39 protein-coding genes and 2 tRNA genes are annotated in these 20,088 nt (G+C 62.3%); 1 reads left to right on the plus strand and 40 read right to left on the minus strand.

Annotated features, from left to right (window positions below; all coding sequences use genetic code 11):
• Window positions 1-6 precede the first annotated feature (6 nt).
• From ACOQFP_RS09730 to ACOQFP_RS09795, 14 genes are all read right to left on the minus strand, one after another.
• On the minus strand, window positions 7-411 hold the full coding sequence (locus tag ACOQFP_RS09730; RefSeq protein WP_421584151.1) for a hypothetical protein: 405 nt from the start codon (window positions 409-411) through the stop codon (window positions 7-9).
• Window positions 408-659, minus strand: coding sequence for a hypothetical protein (locus ACOQFP_RS09735; RefSeq protein ID WP_421584152.1), 252 nt, complete (start codon window positions 657-659; stop codon window positions 408-410). The genes ACOQFP_RS09730 and ACOQFP_RS09735 overlap by 4 nt, the downstream gene beginning before the upstream one ends.
• On the minus strand, window positions 656-985 hold the full coding sequence (locus ACOQFP_RS09740; protein ID WP_421584153.1) for a hypothetical protein: 330 nt from the start codon (window positions 983-985) through the stop codon (window positions 656-658). Before ACOQFP_RS09740 ends, ACOQFP_RS09735 begins: the two co-directional genes overlap by 4 nt.
• The gene (locus tag ACOQFP_RS09745) at window positions 972-1,346 is read right to left on the minus strand and encodes a hypothetical protein (protein WP_421584154.1); all 375 of its coding nucleotides are present in this window, start codon (window positions 1,344-1,346) and stop codon (window positions 972-974) included. The genes ACOQFP_RS09740 and ACOQFP_RS09745 overlap by 14 nt, the downstream gene beginning before the upstream one ends.
• An 18-nt stretch (window positions 1,347-1,364) precedes the next feature.
• Window positions 1,365-1,757: a lipase chaperone gene (locus tag ACOQFP_RS09750; RefSeq protein WP_421584155.1), complete on the minus strand. Its 393-nt coding sequence runs from the start codon at window positions 1,755-1,757 to the stop codon at window positions 1,365-1,367.
• A complete protein-coding gene (locus ACOQFP_RS09755) occupies window positions 1,757-2,686 on the minus strand; it encodes a hypothetical protein (protein WP_421584156.1) in 930 nt (309 codons plus the stop codon). The genes ACOQFP_RS09750 and ACOQFP_RS09755 overlap by 1 nt, the downstream gene beginning before the upstream one ends.
• A gap of 4 nt (window positions 2,687-2,690) precedes the next feature.
• Window positions 2,691-3,101: a structural cement protein Gp24 gene (locus ACOQFP_RS09760; protein ID WP_421584157.1), complete on the minus strand. Its 411-nt coding sequence runs from the start codon at window positions 3,099-3,101 to the stop codon at window positions 2,691-2,693.
• 1 nt (window position 3,102) lies between these two features.
• A complete protein-coding gene (locus tag ACOQFP_RS09765; RefSeq protein ID WP_421584158.1) occupies window positions 3,103-4,566 on the minus strand; it encodes a phage protease in 1,464 nt (487 codons plus the stop codon).
• Window positions 4,563-5,837, minus strand: coding sequence for a phage portal protein family protein (locus tag ACOQFP_RS09770; protein ID WP_421584160.1), 1,275 nt, complete (start codon window positions 5,835-5,837; stop codon window positions 4,563-4,565). The genes ACOQFP_RS09765 and ACOQFP_RS09770 overlap by 4 nt, the downstream gene beginning before the upstream one ends.
• Window positions 5,838-5,849: 12 nt before the next feature.
• Window positions 5,850-7,418: a hypothetical protein gene (locus ACOQFP_RS09775; RefSeq protein WP_421584161.1), complete on the minus strand. Its 1,569-nt coding sequence runs from the start codon at window positions 7,416-7,418 to the stop codon at window positions 5,850-5,852.
• Window positions 7,378-7,731, minus strand: a complete 354-nt coding sequence (locus tag ACOQFP_RS09780) for a hypothetical protein (protein ID WP_421584163.1) — start codon at window positions 7,729-7,731, stop codon at window positions 7,378-7,380. The genes ACOQFP_RS09775 and ACOQFP_RS09780 overlap by 41 nt, the downstream gene beginning before the upstream one ends.
• A 508-nt stretch (window positions 7,732-8,239) precedes the next feature.
• Window positions 8,240-8,497 (minus strand): hypothetical protein, encoded by a 258-nt coding sequence (locus ACOQFP_RS09785; protein ID WP_421584164.1) that lies wholly within the window; start codon window positions 8,495-8,497, stop codon window positions 8,240-8,242.
• A gap of 15 nt (window positions 8,498-8,512) precedes the next feature.
• Window positions 8,513-8,875 carry a hypothetical protein gene (locus ACOQFP_RS09790; protein WP_421584165.1) on the minus strand — a complete coding sequence of 121 codons (363 nt, stop codon included), beginning with the start codon at window positions 8,873-8,875 and terminating at the stop codon, window positions 8,513-8,515.
• Window positions 8,875-9,018: a hypothetical protein gene (locus ACOQFP_RS09795; RefSeq protein ID WP_421584167.1), complete on the minus strand. Its 144-nt coding sequence runs from the start codon at window positions 9,016-9,018 to the stop codon at window positions 8,875-8,877. The genes ACOQFP_RS09790 and ACOQFP_RS09795 overlap by 1 nt, the downstream gene beginning before the upstream one ends.
• Before the next feature lie 121 nt (window positions 9,019-9,139).
• On the opposite strand from ACOQFP_RS09795, the gene ACOQFP_RS09800 reads away from it, so the two are divergent.
• Window positions 9,140-9,457, plus strand: coding sequence for a helix-turn-helix domain-containing protein (locus tag ACOQFP_RS09800; RefSeq protein WP_421584169.1), 318 nt, complete (start codon window positions 9,140-9,142; stop codon window positions 9,455-9,457).
• Window positions 9,458-9,686: 229 nt separating this feature from the next.
• Here the strand turns inward: ACOQFP_RS09800 and ACOQFP_RS09805 are convergent, their stop codons facing one another.
• The 26 genes from ACOQFP_RS09805 to ACOQFP_RS09930 all read right to left on the minus strand — a co-directional run bounded on the left by ACOQFP_RS09805 (window position 9,687) and on the right by ACOQFP_RS09930 (window position 19,946).
• Window positions 9,687-9,869 (minus strand): hypothetical protein, encoded by a 183-nt coding sequence (locus ACOQFP_RS09805; RefSeq protein WP_421584170.1) that lies wholly within the window; start codon window positions 9,867-9,869, stop codon window positions 9,687-9,689.
• 47 nt (window positions 9,870-9,916) lie between these two features.
• Window positions 9,917-10,000 (minus strand) — tRNA-Ser (locus ACOQFP_RS09810).
• Between the two features lie 6 nt (window positions 10,001-10,006).
• A tRNA-Ser gene (locus ACOQFP_RS09815) sits at window positions 10,007-10,091 on the minus strand.
• Between the two features lie 135 nt (window positions 10,092-10,226).
• Window positions 10,227-10,460, minus strand: a complete 234-nt coding sequence (locus tag ACOQFP_RS09820) for a MerR family transcriptional regulator (RefSeq protein WP_421584171.1) — start codon at window positions 10,458-10,460, stop codon at window positions 10,227-10,229.
• Window positions 10,457-11,047 (minus strand): metallophosphoesterase, encoded by a 591-nt coding sequence (locus ACOQFP_RS09825; protein WP_421584172.1) that lies wholly within the window; start codon window positions 11,045-11,047, stop codon window positions 10,457-10,459. The genes ACOQFP_RS09820 and ACOQFP_RS09825 overlap by 4 nt, the downstream gene beginning before the upstream one ends.
• Window positions 11,044-11,475 (minus strand): hypothetical protein, encoded by a 432-nt coding sequence (locus ACOQFP_RS09830; RefSeq protein ID WP_421584173.1) that lies wholly within the window; start codon window positions 11,473-11,475, stop codon window positions 11,044-11,046. Before ACOQFP_RS09830 ends, ACOQFP_RS09825 begins: the two co-directional genes overlap by 4 nt.
• Window positions 11,472-11,750: a hypothetical protein gene (locus tag ACOQFP_RS09835; RefSeq protein ID WP_421584175.1), complete on the minus strand. Its 279-nt coding sequence runs from the start codon at window positions 11,748-11,750 to the stop codon at window positions 11,472-11,474. Before ACOQFP_RS09835 ends, ACOQFP_RS09830 begins: the two co-directional genes overlap by 4 nt.
• Window positions 11,747-12,160 (minus strand): hypothetical protein, encoded by a 414-nt coding sequence (locus tag ACOQFP_RS09840; RefSeq protein WP_421584177.1) that lies wholly within the window; start codon window positions 12,158-12,160, stop codon window positions 11,747-11,749. Before ACOQFP_RS09840 ends, ACOQFP_RS09835 begins: the two co-directional genes overlap by 4 nt.
• Window positions 12,150-12,422 carry a hypothetical protein gene (locus ACOQFP_RS09845; RefSeq protein ID WP_421584178.1) on the minus strand — a complete coding sequence of 91 codons (273 nt, stop codon included), beginning with the start codon at window positions 12,420-12,422 and terminating at the stop codon, window positions 12,150-12,152. The genes ACOQFP_RS09840 and ACOQFP_RS09845 overlap by 11 nt, the downstream gene beginning before the upstream one ends.
• Window positions 12,419-12,592 (minus strand): hypothetical protein, encoded by a 174-nt coding sequence (locus ACOQFP_RS09850; RefSeq protein ID WP_421584180.1) that lies wholly within the window; start codon window positions 12,590-12,592, stop codon window positions 12,419-12,421. Before ACOQFP_RS09850 ends, ACOQFP_RS09845 begins: the two co-directional genes overlap by 4 nt.
• Window positions 12,589-12,774, minus strand: coding sequence for a hypothetical protein (locus ACOQFP_RS09855; protein ID WP_421584181.1), 186 nt, complete (start codon window positions 12,772-12,774; stop codon window positions 12,589-12,591). The genes ACOQFP_RS09850 and ACOQFP_RS09855 overlap by 4 nt, the downstream gene beginning before the upstream one ends.
• Window positions 12,771-13,103 (minus strand): hypothetical protein, encoded by a 333-nt coding sequence (locus ACOQFP_RS09860; protein ID WP_421584182.1) that lies wholly within the window; start codon window positions 13,101-13,103, stop codon window positions 12,771-12,773. The genes ACOQFP_RS09855 and ACOQFP_RS09860 overlap by 4 nt, the downstream gene beginning before the upstream one ends.
• Window positions 13,100-13,297 carry a hypothetical protein gene (locus ACOQFP_RS09865; protein ID WP_421584183.1) on the minus strand — a complete coding sequence of 66 codons (198 nt, stop codon included), beginning with the start codon at window positions 13,295-13,297 and terminating at the stop codon, window positions 13,100-13,102. The genes ACOQFP_RS09860 and ACOQFP_RS09865 overlap by 4 nt, the downstream gene beginning before the upstream one ends.
• On the minus strand, window positions 13,294-13,734 hold the full coding sequence (locus ACOQFP_RS09870; RefSeq protein ID WP_421584184.1) for a hypothetical protein: 441 nt from the start codon (window positions 13,732-13,734) through the stop codon (window positions 13,294-13,296). The genes ACOQFP_RS09865 and ACOQFP_RS09870 overlap by 4 nt, the downstream gene beginning before the upstream one ends.
• A gap of 129 nt (window positions 13,735-13,863) precedes the next feature.
• Window positions 13,864-14,052 carry a hypothetical protein gene (locus ACOQFP_RS09875; RefSeq protein WP_421584185.1) on the minus strand — a complete coding sequence of 63 codons (189 nt, stop codon included), beginning with the start codon at window positions 14,050-14,052 and terminating at the stop codon, window positions 13,864-13,866.
• Window positions 14,049-14,387: a hypothetical protein gene (locus ACOQFP_RS09880; RefSeq protein WP_421584187.1), complete on the minus strand. Its 339-nt coding sequence runs from the start codon at window positions 14,385-14,387 to the stop codon at window positions 14,049-14,051. Before ACOQFP_RS09880 ends, ACOQFP_RS09875 begins: the two co-directional genes overlap by 4 nt.
• Window positions 14,384-14,929 (minus strand): exonuclease domain-containing protein, encoded by a 546-nt coding sequence (locus tag ACOQFP_RS09885; protein ID WP_421584188.1) that lies wholly within the window; start codon window positions 14,927-14,929, stop codon window positions 14,384-14,386. The genes ACOQFP_RS09880 and ACOQFP_RS09885 overlap by 4 nt, the downstream gene beginning before the upstream one ends.
• Window positions 14,926-15,699: a hypothetical protein gene (locus ACOQFP_RS09890; protein WP_421584190.1), complete on the minus strand. Its 774-nt coding sequence runs from the start codon at window positions 15,697-15,699 to the stop codon at window positions 14,926-14,928. The genes ACOQFP_RS09885 and ACOQFP_RS09890 overlap by 4 nt, the downstream gene beginning before the upstream one ends.
• A gap of 167 nt (window positions 15,700-15,866) precedes the next feature.
• Entirely contained in the window at window positions 15,867-16,223 is a 357-nt protein-coding gene (locus tag ACOQFP_RS09895) for a cyclic-phosphate processing receiver domain-containing protein (protein WP_421584192.1), read from the minus strand.
• Window positions 16,220-16,975: a hypothetical protein gene (locus ACOQFP_RS09900; RefSeq protein WP_421584194.1), complete on the minus strand. Its 756-nt coding sequence runs from the start codon at window positions 16,973-16,975 to the stop codon at window positions 16,220-16,222. Before ACOQFP_RS09900 ends, ACOQFP_RS09895 begins: the two co-directional genes overlap by 4 nt.
• Entirely contained in the window at window positions 16,972-17,385 is a 414-nt protein-coding gene (locus ACOQFP_RS09905) for a hypothetical protein (protein ID WP_421584195.1), read from the minus strand. Before ACOQFP_RS09905 ends, ACOQFP_RS09900 begins: the two co-directional genes overlap by 4 nt.
• Window positions 17,382-17,663 carry a hypothetical protein gene (locus ACOQFP_RS09910; RefSeq protein ID WP_421584196.1) on the minus strand — a complete coding sequence of 94 codons (282 nt, stop codon included), beginning with the start codon at window positions 17,661-17,663 and terminating at the stop codon, window positions 17,382-17,384. Before ACOQFP_RS09910 ends, ACOQFP_RS09905 begins: the two co-directional genes overlap by 4 nt.
• On the minus strand, window positions 17,660-18,097 hold the full coding sequence (locus tag ACOQFP_RS09915) for a hypothetical protein (protein WP_421584198.1): 438 nt from the start codon (window positions 18,095-18,097) through the stop codon (window positions 17,660-17,662). The genes ACOQFP_RS09910 and ACOQFP_RS09915 overlap by 4 nt, the downstream gene beginning before the upstream one ends.
• A complete protein-coding gene (locus tag ACOQFP_RS09920; protein ID WP_421584200.1) occupies window positions 18,094-18,411 on the minus strand; it encodes a hypothetical protein in 318 nt (105 codons plus the stop codon). Before ACOQFP_RS09920 ends, ACOQFP_RS09915 begins: the two co-directional genes overlap by 4 nt.
• Before the next feature lie 522 nt (window positions 18,412-18,933).
• Entirely contained in the window at window positions 18,934-19,275 is a 342-nt protein-coding gene (locus ACOQFP_RS09925; protein ID WP_421584201.1) for an HNH endonuclease, read from the minus strand.
• The gene (locus tag ACOQFP_RS09930) at window positions 19,272-19,946 is read right to left on the minus strand and encodes an HNH endonuclease signature motif containing protein (protein WP_421584203.1); all 675 of its coding nucleotides are present in this window, start codon (window positions 19,944-19,946) and stop codon (window positions 19,272-19,274) included. Before ACOQFP_RS09930 ends, ACOQFP_RS09925 begins: the two co-directional genes overlap by 4 nt.
• Window positions 19,947-20,088: the final 142 nt, after the last annotated feature.

The raw sequence follows: 20,088 nt of genomic DNA on the forward strand, positions 1-20,088 counted from the left end.
TGGCGGTTAAAGTGCTGAAGTTCTGACGGTGGTGCGGACCGTGAAAGAGGCGGTCAAGCCTTTGTTCTTCGGGTCCCGGGCATCGAGGAGTGTCGACGGTTCGCGGACGTTCGCGACACCCGGGATTCTGTGCGCGAGAAGGACACCCATCACCCAGCCCGCGACAGCACGGGAACGTGTCCGGCCATTCGACCAGACGGTGACCCGCAGGAGCGGGCTCGACGAGACCGGCCACTGCGACGCGCCGCCGTCGTCGAAGATCCCGATGTGCGGTATCGACTTCGGTGACCACTGGTCATCGGGTAGGCCAAGTGTCACCACGACCGGTTCGATCGCGAGAGACGGCAGCGTCTCGGAGAGGTACTCCTGAACGCGGGCAGCTGAATCACCGGGAGCACGTAACGCTTTCATCGGTTCCTCACCGTCAGACCGACCGCGGCAGCGGCTTTGGTGAGGAGCCCGTCGGAGGCCTGAAGATTCGCCGGCACCGACACTGACGCGGCACGACGATCCGTCGTGTACTCCGACATCTCGGCGTCGTCACCGGCCTGATCTCTCAGTTGAGCGGCAGCATCGTTGACGAGGGCGGCGGCACGCGGTGAACGGAGGACCTCGCCGAGGCCCTTGTAGTTCAACCGGAAGTTTGGACCTTTGCTCATCCGATGCCCCTCTGCGCGGTGATGACCGGACCGGTCAGGTCCGGGTCGTCGCAGAGCCAGTCGTCGGCTTCGCCTTCGATGTCCCAGTCCCGGCCGCGAACACGGACGGTGTCTGTCGCGGTGATCGGTCGCTCGACGGGCCCGGGCGTGTAGATGCGTATCCGGGTGACGGTGCCGGACCGCCCGTACTCCGACGATTCGTCGGAGCCGAGTGGCTCGATGATGCAGCCGTCGATGTCGAACTCGGTGCCGTTCGCTTGGATCGGATTCTGTTGCGCGTCCAGTGTTTCCCCGGGAACGATGCGGACTGTTTCACCATCGCTCACGGAAATCACCGTCCCCGAAATACGCCTGCGGGTCAGCGATGCCGCCGATGCCGAGTTGCTCCTTCATCCACGGCAGCCAGACCAGTGCAGCCTCAGGGTTGACGAGAGTCCCCGACTTCGAGCGAGGCCCGAGGGCCGACGAGAACTGACTCAGGCCTTGATGTTCGCCGAGCCCGATAGCCGAACGAACCACCGCGATCGACACCAACTTCGCGTCGGGATCGTCGTCTGCGATGTCCGGTCTCTTGTTGCGAATCCACCGAGCAGCGGCCTCGAGAAGTTCCTCGGCCCACTTACTTTCAGTTCCTCGGAGGGCGCGCCACTGCGCCGTCAGATCCTGCTTCGATGCGAAAGCGCCCATGACGCGACCCCTCCCGTCCTACTTCTTGTCGAGCTCGTCGACAGCAGCGATGATCGCTTCCTTGTCGAGCCCGTCGACAGCAACTCCACGAGCTGTGCCGTATGCGATCCACACGGGGTCCGGGGCGGTCATCTTCGGCCGGTCCGGAACTTTGCTGGATACCTGAATCGCGGCAGCGCGTGATGCCTCCTGCTCGGCAGCTACCCGATCCGCTTCGACCTGCGCCGCCGCCCGCTCTGCGGAGTCCGCTGATCCGACCTCGGCGGCTTCGTCGTCGAGCGGTGCAATTGCACGAGCCCTCAACAGGCGATCGATGTCGGACTCGGGCGGCTCCACGACATCGCCGCGACGGTGGCGAACACCCTTGAGGTCTCGCCACGAGTTCACCGTGAGCCGGTACTTCGCCCCCATCACTGAATCCCGTTGATCCAGCAGGCGGACTCGGGCTCGTCGACACCGATCATGCGGATCTGAGTGGTGTCGGACCGCCACGTTTCGGTCGAACCACCGTTGGGTCCACCGCCCTCGGGGTAGAGGCCGGTGCTTTCCAGCGGTCGCGGGTCGGCATAGAAGCCGGTCACGCCGCGCTGGCAGACCAGGCCTCGGTCCATCGGCCACAGCGGCGAGTGCAGCACGTTCAGATTCAGCACCTTGTTCGGGAGCTTGCCTGTGTAGCTGATGTTCTGGTCCGCGATGTTGCCGACGTAGATCTTGTTGAAGTCTTCGTCGTCCATGAAGTCGTACAGGAGCGCGCTGTTGAGCACCAGAGTGTCGGGGACGTAGCCCTTCGGCTTCGTCGGGTCTCCATCATGGAGAGCGCTCGCGATGGTCTTCGCGGCTTCCTTGATGTCAGTCCGAATCTTGCTGATGGCGTCCTCCCATGCAGCGGTAGCGGCGATCTCGGGAACCGAAGCGCCGTCGAGTGCCGACCGGAACGCCGCGTCGTTGGCGCGGATGACCGTGTTGGCGGTTCCCGTCACCTGCTTGCGGACCTTGTCGATCTGGTTGAAGTCGCGCATCTCACGTGAGACACGAACTGCCGCAGCGGTCTTGACGCCGCGAGCAACCTCAGGAAGACCTTCCCCCAGGTCGAAGACGGGGATCTCACCGAACTCGGCGACAACCTCGGGGTCACCATCCAGGAACAGCGGGGTCGACCGCTGGAACTGCACGAGCAGCCCACCCGGGTTGCCCGCGTTGCGGAACAGGGTTTCACCGATGATGTTGTCGCGCACCAAATCGATGACACGCTGCGGGATGGCACGGGGATCGCCCATCACCTGGTTGACAGTGACATTCTTACCGTCGTCGATCGAGACGACTGGTGTGTTCGGTGCCATGTGGTCAGCCTCCCAATCGGACGAGAACGGTGTTGTCCACGTCGGTGTTCTTCTCGATCACGCGACCGAGAATCTGAGCGGCAGTCGATTCGACCGCTGCCTTCTTGACGCCAGCGCCGGTACCGACGACCACGAGATCGCCGGGGAGCGCGGAGCCATCGGACTTGACTGGCACGACTGCCGGTGCAGAGGCGACGGTGACCTGATCGGTACCGACGTAGAGCATCCCCGGTGCCGGGGTGGCCTTCGGTGCTGCATCGGTCAGTGCGACACCAAGGGGCTTGCTGGTGTCGGCGGTGGCGGGCACTGCACTGCGCACGCCTGCACCGGGCATCACAACCTGCCCGCCGACGATAGCCGCTTCGGCCGTGTGAGTGATCCGGCCCTTCTCGAATTTGACGGTTATTCCGGGCATCTCAGAAGCCCTCCAATCCCTTGTAGGCGTCGCTGGTTCGGACGTCGGCGTTGGCAGATGCGTTCACGACATCGCCTTGACCGTGACCGATTTCGGTAATCGGTACAGCGCACTCGTCGGGGAGGCCTTCGAGGAACGCCTTCGTTCCCTCGGGGTCCATCGCCATCATGCCGACGTAGTGCTCTCGGCGAGCGGGGACGATCTTGCCCTTGGAGAGTGCGGTGTCGACGACAGCATCGCGGTCGCGCTTCTGCAGCGTCTCGAACGCCTGATCGCCGCGGGCGAGGCGAGCTTCGAGCGATGCGTCGTCGTGCACGCTCATGCCGAGCTTCGCTGCCGCGCTCTTCAGTGCTGCGGGTGTCGCGAACGACGCTGCCGCGGTGGCGGGTACGGGGTCCGGCGCGGTGGCCAGCTCCTCGATCGCCGCGATCAACGCGTCGACGTCGGCGTCCTCTGCAAGCCCGAGGGCCTCGCGGAGGGAGGTTTCCTGCTCGTCGGTCAGTGTCAGTGCCACTGTCGAGCCTCCTTCTTGTGTAGACCCGGTCGGGCTTGGTGCGGCGACGGGGGTTGTGGATGCCCGAGGCGTTGCGCCCGGGCGTGACTCGGTTCGATTCGCGAACCGAAGTAGGGCAGCAGATGCGGCCACAGCGGGCGCGGGCTCTGCCGTAGTGGGGTCAGCGACAGCATTGGCGTCCTCGTAGCGGACGACAACCGGGACGGCCTGGCCGAAGGTGACACCGTCCGTGCCGTCACCGGCCACGGTCACCGGAACCCGGAGACGCTGGCCGGTGTCGTCATCGATGACGATTAGCTGCAGCGGGTCGAGGTGCATCTCTTCGATCCAGATGGACCAGCCGGCTGTGTCGTAGTACGCGCGGCGCACGTCCTCGGTGGTGACGCCGGCCGCGACCGTGGTGGGTCGTGGGTTGGGCATGGTGTTGCCTTTCATGTGGACCGTTACGGGGGTGCCGCCGCTGGTGCCGCTGGCAGCGACGCCGTACAGAGTTGCGACGTCCTGGAGTGATGCGAGAGTTCCGATAGCTGGCGGAGTCTCACCAAGTAGCGCGACCGCAGTGAGCACGAACGGATGCGAATGACCGAGGGCGCATTGGAAGTCCCACGCCCCTTCGATGGACCGGTCCGGGTACGCCGACGCGAGGACCTCTGTCGTCATCCACCCCGGCATTCCCACGTAGTCACCGTTCAGCGCGCGACCCTCGCTGGCCGTAGCCAGGTTGTCGATGTAGCCGACAGCGGGCTGACCGTCGAAGCGCGGGTCGGTGTGACCGAGCTTCAGGATCGGGCGGCGCACAGCAGGACAGTCGAGCGCTGCTACCGCATAGGCGAAGTCATCTGCGGTGAACGTGTGGACACCAGTCGATGCCGACCATGTTCCCGCGTGCATCAACTCCACGTTCGGCTGATGGGAAAGCGGAAGAGCCTGCGGAACTGTAGGAGCCGTCACGCTGCTGGCACCTCCGGTTCCGGTTCAGGCTCGGCCTCACCCGTCTGCAGACCGAACTTCTGCCGGATCGAGACCTTCATCAGGTCGTCGACGTCGAGCAGTCCGGCCTGAACGAGCATGGCGAGCGCGGCCGCTGTCGCATCCTGCCGAGATCCGATCTCGTCGAACACAATTCGCGGGGCCGGTTCGTCCGGCCCGAAATTGATGTCGACAAGGTCTTCGACGATGTGGGCATTCGCGGTGTCGCGGATGCTTTTGGCGATGCTGTTCTCCTGTTGCACGAACGTGTCGTTCAGCACCGACGCGAGGTTGTAACTACCGCCTCGGTCAAGATTCAGGAAATGCGCGAGACCCGCCAGAGCAATCGCCTTGTCGTGGTACGTGATCGCCCATCCGATGTCCGGGAGGTTGCCCGTCACACCCATCAGTTCGAGCGTCTGCCCCTTCGCGAGACCGACACCCGAGTTCATGCCGCTCCGTGACGCCGATGCGATCTTCTGCATCTTCTTCACTTCGTCCTCGTCATCCTCCGAAGCAGCGGTACCAACCGGGAGGCCTATGCCATTGCGTCGCGCTGCAGCGGCCTGGACGCGCATGAACTCGTTCTTCAAATACCAGTGCTTGTACGCCGGACGAAGCATCGACCGTCCGGTCCACACTCCCGGCTCCCGCTTACGTACGTACGCCACGAGCCGACTCACCGGGATCGGCTTCTGCAGCATGTCGTTGACAGTCACCTTCAACGGGTTCTGAATGGCGTTCGCCTGGCGAATCGATTCGAGCCCGCCATCGAGCGCGACATTCACCTCACTGATGGTCTTCTGCGGTCGCGGGGCAAGCTTCCGAATCCGGTACATCTTGTCGTCGTCGAGCCGGTATATCTGCTCGAAGAACGAATGCCCGTACGGCAACATCAGCAGCACATCCTGCAGATGCTCCGACCAGGAGAACCGGCCCTTCGACCGCGCCGTCACCGATGTCTCGACGCCGTCGATGGGCAACCCCAGATTGTCGGCGACGAACTGAGTCACCTCGGGGCTTGCACCGTTCTTCTCAACACGCCACGCCGTCGAAATGATCGGCAGCCAGATCGCCTCGAGCACCGAAGACACCCGAGGGTCATCGGCCATCATCTGCGAGAAGACGTGAACCGACGCCGGCCATTGCAGGTCCGGGACCTTCTCGTCTTCGTCCCAGTTCTGGAAGTCCTTGCCGCGTCCATTGACGTACCCAGCCTCTGTAACTGACGGTGTCACAACAGAATCTGCCATCGTTCACCTCCCTCAGAATGCGGCTTCGAGTGCATCGAAGTCTTCGAGTACGTCGAAGTCGTTGGCGTTTCTTTCGACGAGTTCCTCTACGGCGGGGCTCGCTACCGGTGTGCTCTTCTGCCGGGACCCGTACGTGATGAGTCCCCAGCGTGCGAGCGTCGCGGCGACGAGCGGAGCGATGACCGCGTCGGCTTGCTTGTCCCACGCCCAGTCGCCTTTCGGCAGTGTGCGTTTCACGGCACCCTCAACTGCGTCTGTCAGGGCGGGCTGATTGGTGTGCGACATGATCGGCGTCTCGACGGTGTCGTCGTAGAAGCCACCGCACGCGGTGACCATCTGCTGCGCCGACGTCTTGACCAGCTCGATCTCTTCCTCGAGCAGCTGCGGTTCGATGATCGCCGCTGACGACCGGGAGTCCGTCACCAGTACGCACGGGTCCCACAGCGCAATCAGATCGACGAGCAGATCGACGATCTCGGTATGCGAGCCTGATTGGAAGTAGCCGACCTCCACGTGAATTCGGCCATCCATCGTTCGCTGCGCAGCAGAGATCGCCCACCACTTGTGGTCGATCGAACGATCCAGCCCGAGTGCGATGGGCCCAGTCAAGCCAGGAGATTTGTCGACCATCGACAACCACTTCTCCTCCGAAATGACCGAGAACGAATCGAACTCGACAACCTCGACCGGCCAATCACCACGACCCAGCATGTCGACGTCGAAGCTCTTCCGGCCGCGAGCGGTACTCATACCGCGCATCAGCTTTCGGATTTTCTTCGCCGTCTGGATCACGCCGTACGACGGGTTCGCGTACTTCCAGGTCTCCTCGTCTTCACGGTCCATTTCCTCGGGGGCCATGAATTCTGCGAAGTACATTTCGAGCTCTTCGGCGAGTCCCCGCTCACGGATCGCGGCCAGCACATTGCCGTTCGCGTCCTTGTCCTCGTCGACCGGCGACGACGCGTAGATCGTCTGCGGATCTAACGCAGCGAGCTGCGTCGGACCGAGAGCCGTCATCTCACCCTCAGTGAGGTTGTACGCCTCGTCGTAGATGACCAGGTCGAGCTTCGTCAGGCCCTTGCCGGAATCCTGAGAACGAGTAGTGAAGACGACCTTGTTGCCGTTCTTCATCTCGATCACACCGCGGCCCTGCGAGCACGTCGTGTTCGCGATTCGGCCGGCCAACGATGGCCGCTTCGAGATCAGCGCGTACGTCCGCTTGTAGATGTCCTCGGCCGTCGTCCAGCGCTGCGCCGTGAAGATGATCGTCTCTCCGAGGACCAGCAGCCCGTAGAGAATCCGAAGCGTCAGAATCAGTGACTTGCCGTTCTGGCGCGGGCACAAGATGCAGCAGTCCGGGTGCGTCCAAGTCCCGTCCGGGTTCTTCGCGAGAATCGCATCCAGCGAATCGGCCTGCCACGGGAACGGGCGCGACCCGATGCGGACCGACAGCTCGATCGCCTTCTCGCCGTGCTCCGACGAACCCGGCTGCCGCGACAAGAAGTGCGGCTCCTGCCGACCGGTCAGCTTCGGGAAATGCTCATGTACCGGTGAGTCCAGCGAGGTCGTCGGACTGCTCATCTGGACCCCCACCGTCACCCTTCTGGCGCTGGATCTCAGCGAGCAACTGCCGCAGAACCGACGCAAGCTGGCGGGCCTCCGCTGCGGCCGAGTTGATCTTCAGCTCGTAATCCTCGGTACGGAGATCGTGAACCAACACCGCCCACGTCTCGATTTCACCGCGCAACAACTGGTCCAGTTTGTCGAGCCGGTCCTTCGTCCGAGCAGCCTCCACAATCAGAGTCGTCAGCGAATACGGGTCAGTCTCCGCGGCCAGATCGTCGTACAACCGACGGCCAGCCGCATCCAGATTGAGCACATCTTCGGAAGGCATGAATCCCCACTTCGTGAGGCCTTTTGGACCCTGTCAAAAAATTTCCTGGCTACCGAGGCAGTCAGGAGCCCTACCCGGGGGGCCTTAGGAATATCGAGGGGGTGGGGTAGGTGGTCAGGGCTGGCGTTTACTGGGCTTGTGGTGTCTGCTGAGGAGTCGTGTGAGCTTCCCCCTCAGTCTGATCAGCGTCGGCAGTCGCAGACTGCGGTACTCGCCCATCAGCATCCTTCCCATCGGCCTTCACGGATGAAGCCATGCAACCCGCAGTCGCCGCACATGATGGAGGGCGACACGGTGAGTGGGTTGCGAGTGAGGACGTGGTGTCCGTTCGGCTTGAACTCGAGCTGCAATGCGGGAGCGACGATTAAGGTGCGACCGTCACGTGGCCGAGTGCACTCATGCCTGATGCGGATGCGGCCATCGGGGTAGTGCACCGACTCGATGCCTGAGCCATGCTGTTCGAGTGACGTCCACCCCGGCTCAGTGAGGTCAGGGTATTCACCGAGGCTCATGCTTTCGCGTCTTCGACGGCTTGGCGAACGAGGCAGTCCTTCGCCTCGATCAGCTTGCGGAGACCGACCAACAGTTCAGGCCCCGGGAACAGGGTGCCTGCCATCGCGTGAGCCAGCTCGGAGTGAGGGCGTGACACCTCAGCTAGATGCGGTGGCAGATGGCTGTACTCGAACTGGTTGAGCAGATGCTGCACATCATCGCCGTAGAAGGGTGCCTCGGTCGGATGGTCCAGCGCGTGTCTCGGTGTCGTCATGCGGGTCTCCTTCGATCACGGCCACGGCATAGCGCGGAAGCCGAGGGCCTTCTCGGATGGGGTGAGAGCTTCGAGGGGTAGCCCAGTCAGAGCCGGTCTCGTGTCGTCCTTGCTGCCATCACCGCGGCGCTTATTGCAGATGCTGTGCAACAGGCGGTCAGCCTTCGAGGTGACGCCAGCTGAGGCAGCGAACGCACGGGACAGTGAATGGTCAGCCGCGAGGACGTCGCCATCCCAGTTCGATCGACTGTCCCGGAACATCGGCAATGCACACCAGTAGCAGGGTGTGCCGTCGATATGCTGCCGCAGTAGGCGTTCACGCTGCTTCTGGTGGGACCAGCCGAGACCGCGTTGGGTGGTGGTCTTCGTGGCTGCCATCAGAAGCGGGTGTCGTGCGGGACCCTCGCAAGCAGGTCATCGAGCAGGTTCCGATGCTCGCATTCCTCCACGATGTTGCGGCGCTCCCGTGCGCCACGGACCAACAGCAGTTCGTGTTCGATCTGATCGGTCAACGACTGCATCGCAGAACCTCGCTTTACCCGTCGGTGGAAGCCCTCATTGCTATGCCCGAGACTCTGTTCATGCAGTAACCGGGGGTCCTTTGAGCCACTTGGTTACACTATTAATGATATTCTCCTAGGCATGAAAACTGATACCTTGAACGAGTTCATTGGCGGCAAAGTGAAAGACGTCCGGGTCATGCGAGGCATGACTCAAGCCCAACTTGCCGAACGGCTAGGCGACGGTTGGCATCAACAGACGATTCTCCGAATAGAGTCCGGCTCTCGGCCACTGCGTGTCAGCGAACTCATGTCGTTCGCCGAGCAACTGAGAGTTGAGCCGCGGGCACTCTATGACGGAAGCTTCGTTGAAATAGCGGTCAGTACCGCGACTGAAAGACGGGTTGAGGAGCTTGAGTCGACACTGAGAAAGATTCAACGACTTGCAACCAACCCGTAGCTTTCATGCTGGTCAGTGAGCCGGTCTACTCATCACCCATCGGACGATCGCAGCCACCAACTCGGCCCACAGTTCGCCGATCACGACAGTTCCAAGGCGCGTATGGCGGCAGCGTCATGCTTGCCGCAGAAGTACGAGATGCCCACATGCGGCAACAGCTTGTGTGCGTACACATCGAGGACGCACCATGGCGACCACCATCCGCAGCAGAACCACCACGGCGGTCGCATCAGAACAGGGACAGCAGCGGGAGGATGATGCCGACGATCCCGATGATCGCCTTGCCGACAGCCAGATACGTCTCGAACGAGATACCGAACAGCATGACTGGCTCCCCTATGTTGTTGTGGCAGAAGAAGACCTCGACACCACGCAGCTGACGCCTCACCGCGAAGACAATGGACTGGGTCATGAGCGCGCTTACCCCAATGCGGAAGGGCTTGACGCAGTGTCGAGTTGCGGAAGGTTGAGGACTCGAACCCCTGACAGTTACGTCCAATTCGCTTAGCAAGCGATCCCGGAACCCTGTCCGGTTAACCTTCCCTGCTGCGGAGAGCGGAGGGATCGAACCCCTGGCTGTTACACCCGAGCCGCTTTCGAGGCGGTCCCGCGAACCGATCGCGGTTCACTCTCCATGATCCCGCTACCGATTGGGGCGGCGCGGGGATTCAGTTGTCATCGTCGCCTCACGGTTGAAACCGCCTCGGGCGCAACGTCCCACGCAACGACAACAGCACCCGTGCCATAGAGACAAGGGTGCTGCTGGCAATCAGTGTGACATAGTTCCTTCGGCTAAGCAACCTTTCCGATGCCGTGTCGCAGCAGCTACCCGAGACACCTCATCGAAATCCACGAGATGCCCGAACGGTGGCTTCGTCACGACCGGTTTCAGCAAGCCCCGTTCGATCCATTTCCGCAGTGCCGCAGGTGTACGACCCACCTTCTCGGCGGCATCAGCGATCGTCAGCAACGTCGGACTGTCCACATCCAGGTAGTCCCTCACAGCTGCGCCTGGTCATCTTCGATGAGCGCGGCAATCTCGTCGAGTTCCACCAGACCGTGCCAGGCGTCCCAGCCGACGTGGATCTGTTTGCCCGTTCCAACCGATGGACTGTGCGTATGACCGTGCAGCACATACTCCCCGAGGTCGGGTAGTCGATACTGGACACCGCGGTCCTGCGGACTGTGATCGCCCCGATACGGGAAGTGGGACGACATCACCGGCTGTCCAGCGATCCGACGACGGGCGAACAACTGCACTGACGTGAACGTCTCAAGGAATGCGCGCTGACGATTGTGACTGTTGCGGTTCGCCATTGGATGGCACGAGTCGTGATTGCCCGCGATGAGATGCAGTTCGATCCCGTGTGCTGGTGCAGCGATCGCCCCGAGCCCGAACAGGGCTGCCGCTTCCGCAGCGCTCCCACCGACCGTCATATCTCCGAGAATCCACAGTTGGTCCCCACGCTTCAAGGTGGATTCGAGACTGTCGTAGATCGCCACATCATGCGCATCCGGGTCATCGAATCCGCGTTCCTGCGCGACCTTCTGATGCCCGAGGTGCAGATCGGACGTGAACCAGACTGTCATGCGATCCCCTGACTATTCGGTTGGCCACGGCGCTTCCGGGGCCGGCGAGACTTATTGGCGTCATAGGCCCAGAACGGAACCTTCGACGACGGTTTAGGCACCGAGGCCAGTGACTTTGCGGCGGGCTCAGCTGCGTCGTGCCCACCGTCTTGCAGGAGCTTGACCTCATCGAAAAGCAGCTTCATCAGATCGAATCCGTAAGCAGGACCATAGCCCCGAGGGGGAATCAGAATCTGCAATTCACCGGGGCCGAAAGCTTTCCGCGCTAATTCCTGTTGCCACGGCGGCAGGCCCGCGATCAGATGGTCCAGCATATCGACGTCGATCGCCTTCCTGTTCGGTAGTTCCAGGCGGGCGGGGAACACGGGCGGCAGCAACGGATTGGCCCACGTCTCCATAGCCTTCATTTCCTCGAGACCCTCGCTCATGATCCGTCACCCCTGCCTGTGTTCCGACCCGATCGCACTCTGCGCTTAACCTTCTCCATCGCCCGGTCCCATTCCTTCCGACACAGCGCTACCTGCTCGTCAAGCAGTTCCTGCATCACGCCACACGCGACACGGATCTGATCGTCGGACATCCCAGCAGCCCGCAGTCTTTCGGTGCGCTCAGCGGCAATTCGCTCCTCTTCGGCACGTCTCGCATCCCGCTTCTCGGCGATGTCCTGCATCAGCCGTGTCAGATCGTCGTTGCTGGTCGTCACGCTCCCTCACCTCTCCCTGCTGTTGCGTAGGCCTGCCTTACGCTGGCCCCCACGGATTGCCAAGCGCGGAGCTCTGATTCGAGTGCTTTCGCCTGCCGGTCCGCGAACCGGTACGCCGCATCGGCGACATCGCGGGCTTGGCGTTCCGTCTCGGTCGCGACCTCGCAGACGTATTTCTTGGCGTTTGCGGCTCCGTCGTCGGCGACCCATGCACGCGCGAAAGCCAACTCGTACGCATGATCGGCCTCGAGGAACTCCTTGTACCGCGAATTGCAGATCCGCACACCCTTCGCGATACGGTTCGCGCAATCCCGGATTGCCTGCTCGATGGACACCGGGTTGTAAATCTCGGCGGGTTCACCCATCGGGACGATCTCGCCGTCGATGGGTGCCAGCTCGTCAGACTCCATTCGCCCAGTCCCCCTTGTTCTTACCCTGCGGATACCAGGCAGGTGGGCGGGGTGCGGCAGGTCTGGTGATGGCCGGTTTCGGGACCGGGAGCCGCAATGCAGCAGAACGCGCCTTATCCGCCTCCACCATCAGTCGGTTCTCCTCCGACCGCAGTTCCGCGAGCCGTGCCCGCTCCCCCCGCGACAAGCCCCGCTTCTGATCCCGAGCCCGACCCTTGATCCGCCACACCTCCGACTGAATCTCAGCCTCACGATCACTCATACCCGCTCCAATGCTCGACGCTCAGGACTGCCCACCGGATACGTACGGGCACGATCCGACGCACCCGAGAGCCGGTCATACACCCACGAGCTAGCCGCGGCGACCAGGATGCATGCAGCGATGACATGGGGGACGATCACCAACGCGCACACGATCATCGGGCCGGTCATGGGATCACCTCACCGACAGCGGTCCGATGCCACCGCTCGTGGTGATCACGGAACTCTTCGACCACCATCGCTACGCATCGAGGACACATCCACAGCGCGAACGGCGGCAACTTCTCCCCACTGTCACTGACGCCGCCGTGAATCTTCAGGCTCGTGCCCCACGGCAATTCGAGCGCGCTCATGCCTTCTCCCCCTCAGCGGCAGCAACGTGTTCATCATGGTTTCGCTTCTGGGTATCGACGTCGACATGGATACCGGCCAAATGCCAGCCGCATTCCCTGCATACGACCCCCCGCATTTCTGTGTCCGGCTCGATCTCGAGATGCTTGCCGGAAGTGGGCGCGATGCTGTAGCCGGCGTCCGTCAGCTTCGACACCACATGCGCGATGTGATGTCGAGCCGTTGCCGGATCCCATCGACGCTGATTGAGCCAGTTCGTCTCGTCGTTGCGTAGTGCGTCGAGTAGTGCCATTGCCGCGACGTCGATGTGTGTGGGGTTCGGTGTGCTCACAACACCACCCCCGACTCCCCCGCTTGATCCTCGGCGATGCAGCGATGGCACACGCCGTCGTTGAGCGCGTAGAAGCGGTACCGGTGATCGCACGTCTCGCAGGCGACGATCTCTTGCGCAGCCGATTCGGTGGCGTGCATTCCGGTGTGCCCAGCGTTCAAGGCACACTCTCGGCTTTCGGTGCAGATGCTCATTCCGTCTCCTGCGGGTCGAGGGCAGCGCGGAGGCCACGTAGGCAGAGGTTGAATGCAGACGTCATGTCCTCGCCCAATGGTTCTCGCGAGAGACCTTCGATGGCTTCGACTTCGGCCCGTACTCGTGCGATGGTGTTGTCCCGTTCCCGCAGCGCAGCCAAGCCGACCAGGCGAGCACGCAGAGCCACCGAAAGTAGGTGCTCAGCATGAGCGGTTGGAATGTCGACGGGCTCCGCATCCCGGCAGGGGCAATCCTCAGGGCAGACGTGCTGCTGCCACTCGTCGTAAAGAACCCCGCACGAGCAGCCTTCCCAAGTCTCTTGCGGCTCGTGGACACCGTCCCCCGCAGTACCGGACTGGAAGATGTGTTCAGCCCTGATCTCACGCAACGATGCCGACGCTCGGGCTTCGATCGCCGCCAACTCCACGGGCGTCACGACAGTTCCTCGGTGGAGTGTTCGGGGCAGCTTGGGTTGTACTGGCCGGGCTCGATGTGACCGCCGTAGCTATAGAGAGGTCCACAGGTGCACGTCGCACTTCCGCGCTGGAAACCCTCGGCGTCGATGTCACTCATGGTCGGCGTCCTTCTCGGCTGGTTCTGCGACGGTTGTGCGGCACTCGCGGTAGGCGGCGAACATGTCGTAACTACCGATTGGATATTGATCACCGTGAGGTCCGCCGCCGTGCATCCATTCCGGGCCGAGCGCGTAGTTGACGCGGCTGATCGGACGGCCGCATTTCTTGCAGGTGGTCATGCTTGGCCTTCCGCAGCGCGAGCAGCGATCCAGGGCGTCCGGTAGTGCTTGCCGAGGAAGATCTCGGGATCATCGGCACTCAACCGCTCGACGTCATCCTCAGCACCCTTGCGCCATGCCGTGGTGCTGTTCAGTGGGTGAACGCCATGTTCGTTCTGCCAACACGGCGCGTACTCGACTGACGTTGTGGGCACGATGGCGATGTCGGGGAGGGCAGCAACCACAGACGCCAACTCCAACGCGAGCCTGTCGATCGTGTGGTAGTTGTCGGCGTCATCGTCCTCACGCAGCTTGTCTGCGAGTGCGGCCGCGATACGGGCCACCACCGCGCTCATCGAATCCACTCCGAATCTTCGCCATGCAGGCGCTCAATTGCAGCGAAACACCGTGCCGTCGCGATGGCATCGTGCAGAGCCGAGTGCGGTCCGTCATTGTGTACACCGAGGAGCTCGCAGCATCGGTCGAGGCCCGGCAACTCGGTCGGCGAGAGTTTCAGAGCTCCTGCGGTGTAGTTGGCGATATCCGCGAGCCTGTGATGCCACACCGTTGGGTCGATCTCGCGGGCAACGAGATCCGAATCGAACCGAGGGTTCGAGCCCCCGAATGTGTTGCCGGTGAGCATCCCACGGAGGATGTCCCACCACTCTTCGGTGTCTGCAGGCGACAGCATCTCCTCGTAGAGACCTCGGTCGTGGTAGCCGTTGATCTGCATTGCGACGGGGTCGACGTGCACAAGGTCGTCGTCGTGGACGAACGGCACGAAGCGCACACTCGCACCTGTGGCCGTGTTGACCGCAGCTACTTCGAGGATTGCGCAGGTCTTGGTGTTCAGGGATGTGGTCTCGATATCGACGATGACCAGCTGTCGAGTGCTCATAAGTGTGCCTTCTCTTCGAGTTTGCGGCCCGACAGGACATCCCAGCGGGCAGGGAGTACGACGTAACCGCAGTCCTGTGCCTGACACTGGACGAGAAGCGGAGGCGCGTACTGCAGGACCTTGATCGTCGCGACGACGGGGGTGCCGTCCGCGTAGAACCGTGGCTCGACGATCACCTGCGAAGTGCGGGTGACGATGGTCCCGTCCTCCGGGTCAACAGTTCGCTCGTACACGTTCACGTGATCGACCAACGGCACCGTCTGACCGTCCACCAGCAGCGGCTGAGTCACATACTTCGGCTCGAACGCCGGCGCATACACCACCAGGGTGCAACGTTCACACACATCGCAGCGGATACCCTGCACCGTCCGAGGGCGCTCCTCGTACGGCCACCGAGCGAGTGCTGTCGAACGCTGAGACGCCAACTCCGACATGAAATCACCCACCCAATCGCAGCCCGCGATCGTCTCGATCCGATCCAACAACCACCGAGTACACGTATCCACCACCGTCAGATCCTCGGCACGGACACCCTGCACCCGACGCTCACCATCCGTCGTATGACGCGACGCCAACACCTGCCACGTCCGCGACATATCCGGGCCAGTATTGTGCATCGCCTCCGCAGCATGAGACACCCACGAACACAGCAGTGCGACAGTCTCATCCGCCGAATCGACAGCAGCAGCGGAGATCGGGAGCTTCGACCCTGCCTTCACCGATGCCGTCCTCTCACCGTCACCCTTCGCGGGCTCGAGCTGTTCACGCATCCACGCAACAGATTTCGGTGTCGATGCGATGATCTCCCGCAGCCGAGACAAATGACCTTTGCAAAGTAAATAACCCTCTGCCGCAGCACTTCTCGGCTCTAAGTGGTTCCACTCCACGGTACCACTCTCGTGCACATATCGGTGTGGCAGAACGCATTTCGTTTCAGTCACGATGCCTCCGTATGTCGAATCACCGCATCAGGGCCAGTGCCCCAGTAATTCAGGCCGTAGCCCTTCAACGTCCCAGCGGGGGCGTAGCGACGGACCATGCCCACTAGCCACTCCTCACCGATCGGATTGCCGGTATGGACGTAGACGGACTCGGGCCAGTAGTCGTTCTCGCACATCCACAGAACAACCGGGCGGGTTGTGTCGTCGCCACCCAGATCGTGATCGAACGACACCGCCTCGAGCGCTGCGAGCTTGTAGCCCTGCTCGTCTATCATGGCGATGGCCTCGGCTGATGTGAGTGCGAGTTCCCATCCCTCGGGGGCTGGCCGTTCGTCGTCGATGAACAGCTTCATCGGAGACCCGCGATCAGCTCGGCCAGGCGCGCCGTGTACGTGACGTTCCTACCGACCATGTTCTCCACCGAATACCGGATATGCCGTTGCCGATTCAAGTAGTTCTGCGCCCAATAAATCGCACCCGACCACGACTGCCAATTCTTCGCCGACCACCACTTCTGCCACTGATTCACGCGCGCCCGATCAGCGAGTTCCTGCATCCAGCGGCCCTGATCGGGGCCCCAGAACTCGGTGAAGTCAGCGAACGTCCGCAACGGATTCCCGATCGGCAACTCCGAGATCGGGTCACCCGGGGCACTGAACTGCCACACCGGGAACTTCGATGTCCCGATCCACCGGTCACCGGTGATGCCGTAGCCGCCGCGGTCGTCGCCGACGATCTGCGAGCCATGCCGGGCCGGGTCCGCGATCAAACCGACAGCCGCCACGATCAAGTGCGGGTGCTTCCCGTCTGCGATCTCCGCAGCCACATCCCCGACGAGCTTCGCGCCCGCCGAGAACCCACACAACACAACCGGATTCGGGTCAGCGTCGATCATCGCCAACAAGGCTTGCCGGCCCTGCTCCTGCGACACCCCGAACGCCTCGTTCCCACCGACCCGCCCATACGCTGCCGAGTAGTCGAGCTCCCGGATACGGAACCGGTCAGCGGGCAGACGCTTCACCGTGTCCGTCAGCATGTTCTGCCCGATCTTCTCGCCGATACCACGGGCAGTGATGACGGTGATTCCCGGCTGTCGTGCGGTCATGCGAGCACCTCCGTGATGTGAATCTCCATGCGGGGCAACTTGCGATCGATCTCGATGTCGTTCCCGCCGTCCAGGACGTATTCGCGGGAATCGTCGACGATGACACCGCAGTTCTTCATGGCGTCGAGGACGTCTTTCCGGTATGCGCCGAGACCGTCACGGTCCCGCTTTCGGCCGTCCGGTGCCCACTGCACGATCCGCACGGAGATGCACCCGAAATTCGGTGTGGCCGCCCGCTTCACGCCAGCCGTCTGCAAAGCTTTCAGCACCTGCCAATGGATGCGGTTCTTCGCCTCCGACTTGACTGCCCAATGCGAATTTCTCCACTCGTTCATGGTGAGCGGGGGGCGTCCTGGATGCTTCGGATCGACGATGGTCAGCACCACGGTCTTCTGTTCGGTCGTAGTCATCGGGCCAACCGCCCTTCGATGATCGAAATGGTGTGGACGTACGACTCGTCACGCTGTCCGACCGAGCGACTCGTCACCGAGACGATCGTGTTGCGGTCCCAGCCGGCGGTCTGGTTCAAGACCTCGTCGAGATCAGCGAGAGTGATGGCATTGGGCGCTTCGAGTTTCAGCTCGGTCGTGACCTTGGCGAGCCGCTGTGCGCGCTTTGCCTTCGACATCCGGTCCATCTGCTCGGTTTCCATGTTCTGCTGCAGCGGTTGCTGATTCCAGACGGTCATTTCTTTGCCTGCTCTCGTTCGAAGTCGGTAAGAGGCGCGACCCGTTTCGAGTCGGCCAGTGACGCGATAAGCGCCTTCACATTTCGAGGTGCCCCGTTCAACTCCCGAGGCCCAATCTGAATCGACGGCTCCAACCCGAGCCGGGCATCATTGCGGAGAGCACGTGCATCGCGTTCCGCTTCCGACTCCTGATCGCCGCGCGCCTGCCGGATCTTCCGGCCGATCCTCGTGACATCAGCCGGCAGGATTCGGCGGGTCTCGTCGGCGTAGTGCTCACGGACCGCCTCGAGCATCACGTCGATCGGGAGGTTGTACTTCGACAGGGTCGCCGCCCACGTCGTAGCGATCGCTGCATCGGGCTTCGGCATGGTGGCATCGATTGCGCCCGCCTCAGCGAGCACACGAGCTGCTGTCGGTCCATCAGTCATGGTCATGCCCCGATCTGTGTTTGATTTGTCTCAGACGCCATCTGAGCGGCGATAGCTCCCCAGCCCGCGACCTTCTCCGACGCCGACATCGGACCCGTCTTGCGTGCGGCCAGCTCCTCGTTCGCCTTCAACCGCAGCTGGTCGTACTTCTCACGGAACTTCGGCATCGACAAAATGTTCGACTTCCAGAACGAATCCGCCGTAGCCCAATCGATCAACCGCAACGCCCGGTCGAGGTCGCGGCCATCCTTGTCGAGCAACAACCGAGCCTCGGTCCGCCACTTCGCAGTGATCGATCCCTTCGCGCCGTTCTCGGCCATGCGATCCCGGAGACGCTCACACAATTGCTCGACATCTGCTCTCGGCGGCTCTGCCGACGAAAGATCTTTTGTCTCTTGTATTTCTGGTTTGGTTTGGTTTGGTTTGGGAACCCGTGATTCACGGTCGGTGTCACGGCGTGACACCTCTGCGACTCCCCCGCGAGTCATGGCGTTTTTCGTTTCAGACTCACGCCGAACCTTGGCGCGCTCCCGTGCCTGACGTTGCCTTTCACGATCCGACGCACGCTTCTCCATCACCTGCTCCCGAGAGAACTGATGATCCGCCCAATCGTGATACCCCCACCCGGTACCCGTCTCATCCCACAACGCCGCGTCGACAAGTTCATCGGTGAGTTCCGGGCGACCCCCGAACGCCGTGACAACCGCAGACGGGACCATCCCATCCGTCACGTTCTGGGCGCACCACGTACCGCACCGAACCCACAACCAACCCGCCTCAGGAGACAGCGACATGATCTTCGGGTGCATCGCGAAGGCATCGTCGATACGGAAATACGGCATCTAATCTGCCTCCTCTGGTAGATCCTCGTAGCGGCCGTCGGCGGTCAGGAGAACGAACCGGCCGTGCATCTTGACGGCGTGATCCGCAGGGTCCTCGTAGGACTTGACCGCCCAACCGGCACGATGCGCCGCCTTCGGATGGGCCGTGATCCAGCCGTGGCAGTGGCGGACACCATCACCGCACGTATGCAGCAGGTTGACCACATCCCATGTGCCGCCCTGAGACCGGTTCTTTCGGTGGTGCACAGACTGGCCGACACCGATGCAATACCCGGGCACACCGACCTCGCAGAGGCCCTGCGATCGGTTGTAGACGGCAACACGCGCCGTCCGCTCGTTCACGACGAATTCCGCGGGCGTAGATCCGGCAGGCCAAGCTCTCGCCTTCGCATACGTGCGCGCTTGTCCATGTACTTCAGGGCGCACCCCAACTCGGCAGCACCTTCACTGACCGTCAATTCGCGCCGAACGATCCTTTCGACAATTGCGTCTCTCAAGACCGGGTCATACTTGACCTTCCCGTCAGGCAATCCGCGATAGGCGTTGGTGCGTCGAATGCCGCTCCGTTTGACCTGGGCCGTATGGCAGATAGAGCACCTCCTGTTACCTGCTCCGACCATTCCCTTTTCGTACGGGTGACCGTTGGGGCAATGGGTGCGGGTCGCGACGCCGCGCAGGTAGTTTTCGGCACCAGAGACCAGCTCGAAGTGATTGACGTTGACGCACATGCGAACTCGACACAGATGGTCCACAGTCAGACCGTCGGGAATCTTCCCGTTCACGCGCTCCCATGCGTAGCGGTGCGCGTACTGACCCTTCCGATCGAACAGGCGGTAGGAGAACTGACCGTAGCCATTTCCGTTGTCGGCACCGAGATACATCAGGCAGGGTCCGAGTTCGGGCCGATATTCCGGCCGTTCGCCCCATTCGGTCGCGCGCTTGAACCGGACTTCCGGGTCACGGACTCCGTGATTCCCGACCGTCCGAACGTCATTCGTGAACTCGCCGGCCATTAGGCCACGTCCGCGAGGAGCGTCGAATACGCGGCTGCGGCCTGCTGCGGACACACGCCGTTACCTATGGCCTTGAGCTGATGAGCGCGCGAGATAGGCACGCCCGTGACGTGTTTATGCGGGAGACCCATCATCCATTCGG

The sequence above is a fragment of the Rhodococcus sp. MALMAid1271 genome (assembly GCF_049195265.1).
Taxonomy (GTDB): Bacteria; Actinomycetota; Actinomycetes; order Mycobacteriales; family Mycobacteriaceae; genus Rhodococcoides.

Excerpts from the sequence above, each read along its gene's own strand:
- ACOQFP_RS09730 (WP_421584151.1), bottom strand. The coding sequence starts at position 411 with ATGAAAGCGTTACGTGCTCCCGGTGATTCAGCTGCCCGCGTTCAGGAG.
- ACOQFP_RS09735 (WP_421584152.1), bottom strand. The coding sequence starts at position 659 with ATGAGCAAAGGTCCAAACTTCCGGTTGAACTACAAGGGCCTCGGCGAG.
- ACOQFP_RS09745 (WP_421584154.1), bottom strand. The coding sequence starts at position 1,346 with ATGGGCGCTTTCGCATCGAAGCAGGATCTGACGGCGCAGTGGCGCGCC.
- ACOQFP_RS09750 (WP_421584155.1), bottom strand. The coding sequence starts at position 1,757 with ATGGGGGCGAAGTACCGGCTCACGGTGAACTCGTGGCGAGACCTCAAG.
- ACOQFP_RS09755 (WP_421584156.1), bottom strand. The coding sequence starts at position 2,686 with ATGGCACCGAACACACCAGTCGTCTCGATCGACGACGGTAAGAATGTC.
- ACOQFP_RS09760 (WP_421584157.1), bottom strand. The coding sequence starts at position 3,101 with ATGCCCGGAATAACCGTCAAATTCGAGAAGGGCCGGATCACTCACACG.
- ACOQFP_RS09770 (WP_421584160.1), bottom strand. The coding sequence starts at position 5,837 with ATGGCAGATTCTGTTGTGACACCGTCAGTTACAGAGGCTGGGTACGTC.
- ACOQFP_RS09775 (WP_421584161.1), bottom strand. The coding sequence starts at position 7,418 with ATGAGCAGTCCGACGACCTCGCTGGACTCACCGGTACATGAGCATTTC.
- ACOQFP_RS09780 (WP_421584163.1), bottom strand. The coding sequence starts at position 7,731 with ATGCCTTCCGAAGATGTGCTCAATCTGGATGCGGCTGGCCGTCGGTTG.
- ACOQFP_RS09785 (WP_421584164.1), bottom strand. The coding sequence starts at position 8,497 with ATGACGACACCGAGACACGCGCTGGACCATCCGACCGAGGCACCCTTC.
- ACOQFP_RS09790 (WP_421584165.1), bottom strand. The coding sequence starts at position 8,875 with ATGGCAGCCACGAAGACCACCACCCAACGCGGTCTCGGCTGGTCCCAC.
- ACOQFP_RS09795 (WP_421584167.1), bottom strand. The coding sequence starts at position 9,018 with ATGCAGTCGTTGACCGATCAGATCGAACACGAACTGCTGTTGGTCCGT.
- ACOQFP_RS09800 (WP_421584169.1), top strand. The coding sequence starts at position 9,140 with ATGAAAACTGATACCTTGAACGAGTTCATTGGCGGCAAAGTGAAAGAC.
- ACOQFP_RS09805 (WP_421584170.1), bottom strand. The coding sequence starts at position 9,869 with ATGACCCAGTCCATTGTCTTCGCGGTGAGGCGTCAGCTGCGTGGTGTC.
- ACOQFP_RS09825 (WP_421584172.1), bottom strand. The coding sequence starts at position 11,047 with ATGACAGTCTGGTTCACGTCCGATCTGCACCTCGGGCATCAGAAGGTC.
- ACOQFP_RS09830 (WP_421584173.1), bottom strand. The coding sequence starts at position 11,475 with ATGAGCGAGGGTCTCGAGGAAATGAAGGCTATGGAGACGTGGGCCAAT.
- ACOQFP_RS09840 (WP_421584177.1), bottom strand. The coding sequence starts at position 12,160 with ATGGAGTCTGACGAGCTGGCACCCATCGACGGCGAGATCGTCCCGATG.
- ACOQFP_RS09845 (WP_421584178.1), bottom strand. The coding sequence starts at position 12,422 with ATGAGTGATCGTGAGGCTGAGATTCAGTCGGAGGTGTGGCGGATCAAG.
- ACOQFP_RS09850 (WP_421584180.1), bottom strand. The coding sequence starts at position 12,592 with ATGACCGGCCCGATGATCGTGTGCGCGTTGGTGATCGTCCCCCATGTC.
- ACOQFP_RS09855 (WP_421584181.1), bottom strand. The coding sequence starts at position 12,774 with ATGAGCGCGCTCGAATTGCCGTGGGGCACGAGCCTGAAGATTCACGGC.
- ACOQFP_RS09865 (WP_421584183.1), bottom strand. The coding sequence starts at position 13,297 with ATGAGCATCTGCACCGAAAGCCGAGAGTGTGCCTTGAACGCTGGGCAC.
- ACOQFP_RS09875 (WP_421584185.1), bottom strand. The coding sequence starts at position 14,052 with ATGACCACCTGCAAGAAATGCGGCCGTCCGATCAGCCGCGTCAACTAC.
- ACOQFP_RS09880 (WP_421584187.1), bottom strand. The coding sequence starts at position 14,387 with ATGAGCGCGGTGGTGGCCCGTATCGCGGCCGCACTCGCAGACAAGCTG.
- ACOQFP_RS09885 (WP_421584188.1), bottom strand. The coding sequence starts at position 14,929 with ATGAGCACTCGACAGCTGGTCATCGTCGATATCGAGACCACATCCCTG.
- ACOQFP_RS09890 (WP_421584190.1), bottom strand. The coding sequence starts at position 15,699 with ATGCGTGAACAGCTCGAGCCCGCGAAGGGTGACGGTGAGAGGACGGCA.
- ACOQFP_RS09895 (WP_421584192.1), bottom strand. The coding sequence starts at position 16,223 with ATGAAGCTGTTCATCGACGACGAACGGCCAGCCCCCGAGGGATGGGAA.
- ACOQFP_RS09900 (WP_421584194.1), bottom strand. The coding sequence starts at position 16,975 with ATGACCGCACGACAGCCGGGAATCACCGTCATCACTGCCCGTGGTATC.
- ACOQFP_RS09905 (WP_421584195.1), bottom strand. The coding sequence starts at position 17,385 with ATGACTACGACCGAACAGAAGACCGTGGTGCTGACCATCGTCGATCCG.
- ACOQFP_RS09910 (WP_421584196.1), bottom strand. The coding sequence starts at position 17,663 with ATGACCGTCTGGAATCAGCAACCGCTGCAGCAGAACATGGAAACCGAG.
- ACOQFP_RS09915 (WP_421584198.1), bottom strand. The coding sequence starts at position 18,097 with ATGACCATGACTGATGGACCGACAGCAGCTCGTGTGCTCGCTGAGGCG.
- ACOQFP_RS09920 (WP_421584200.1), bottom strand. The coding sequence starts at position 18,411 with ATGGCCGAGAACGGCGCGAAGGGATCGATCACTGCGAAGTGGCGGACC.
- ACOQFP_RS09930 (WP_421584203.1), bottom strand. The coding sequence starts at position 19,946 with ATGGCCGGCGAGTTCACGAATGACGTTCGGACGGTCGGGAATCACGGA.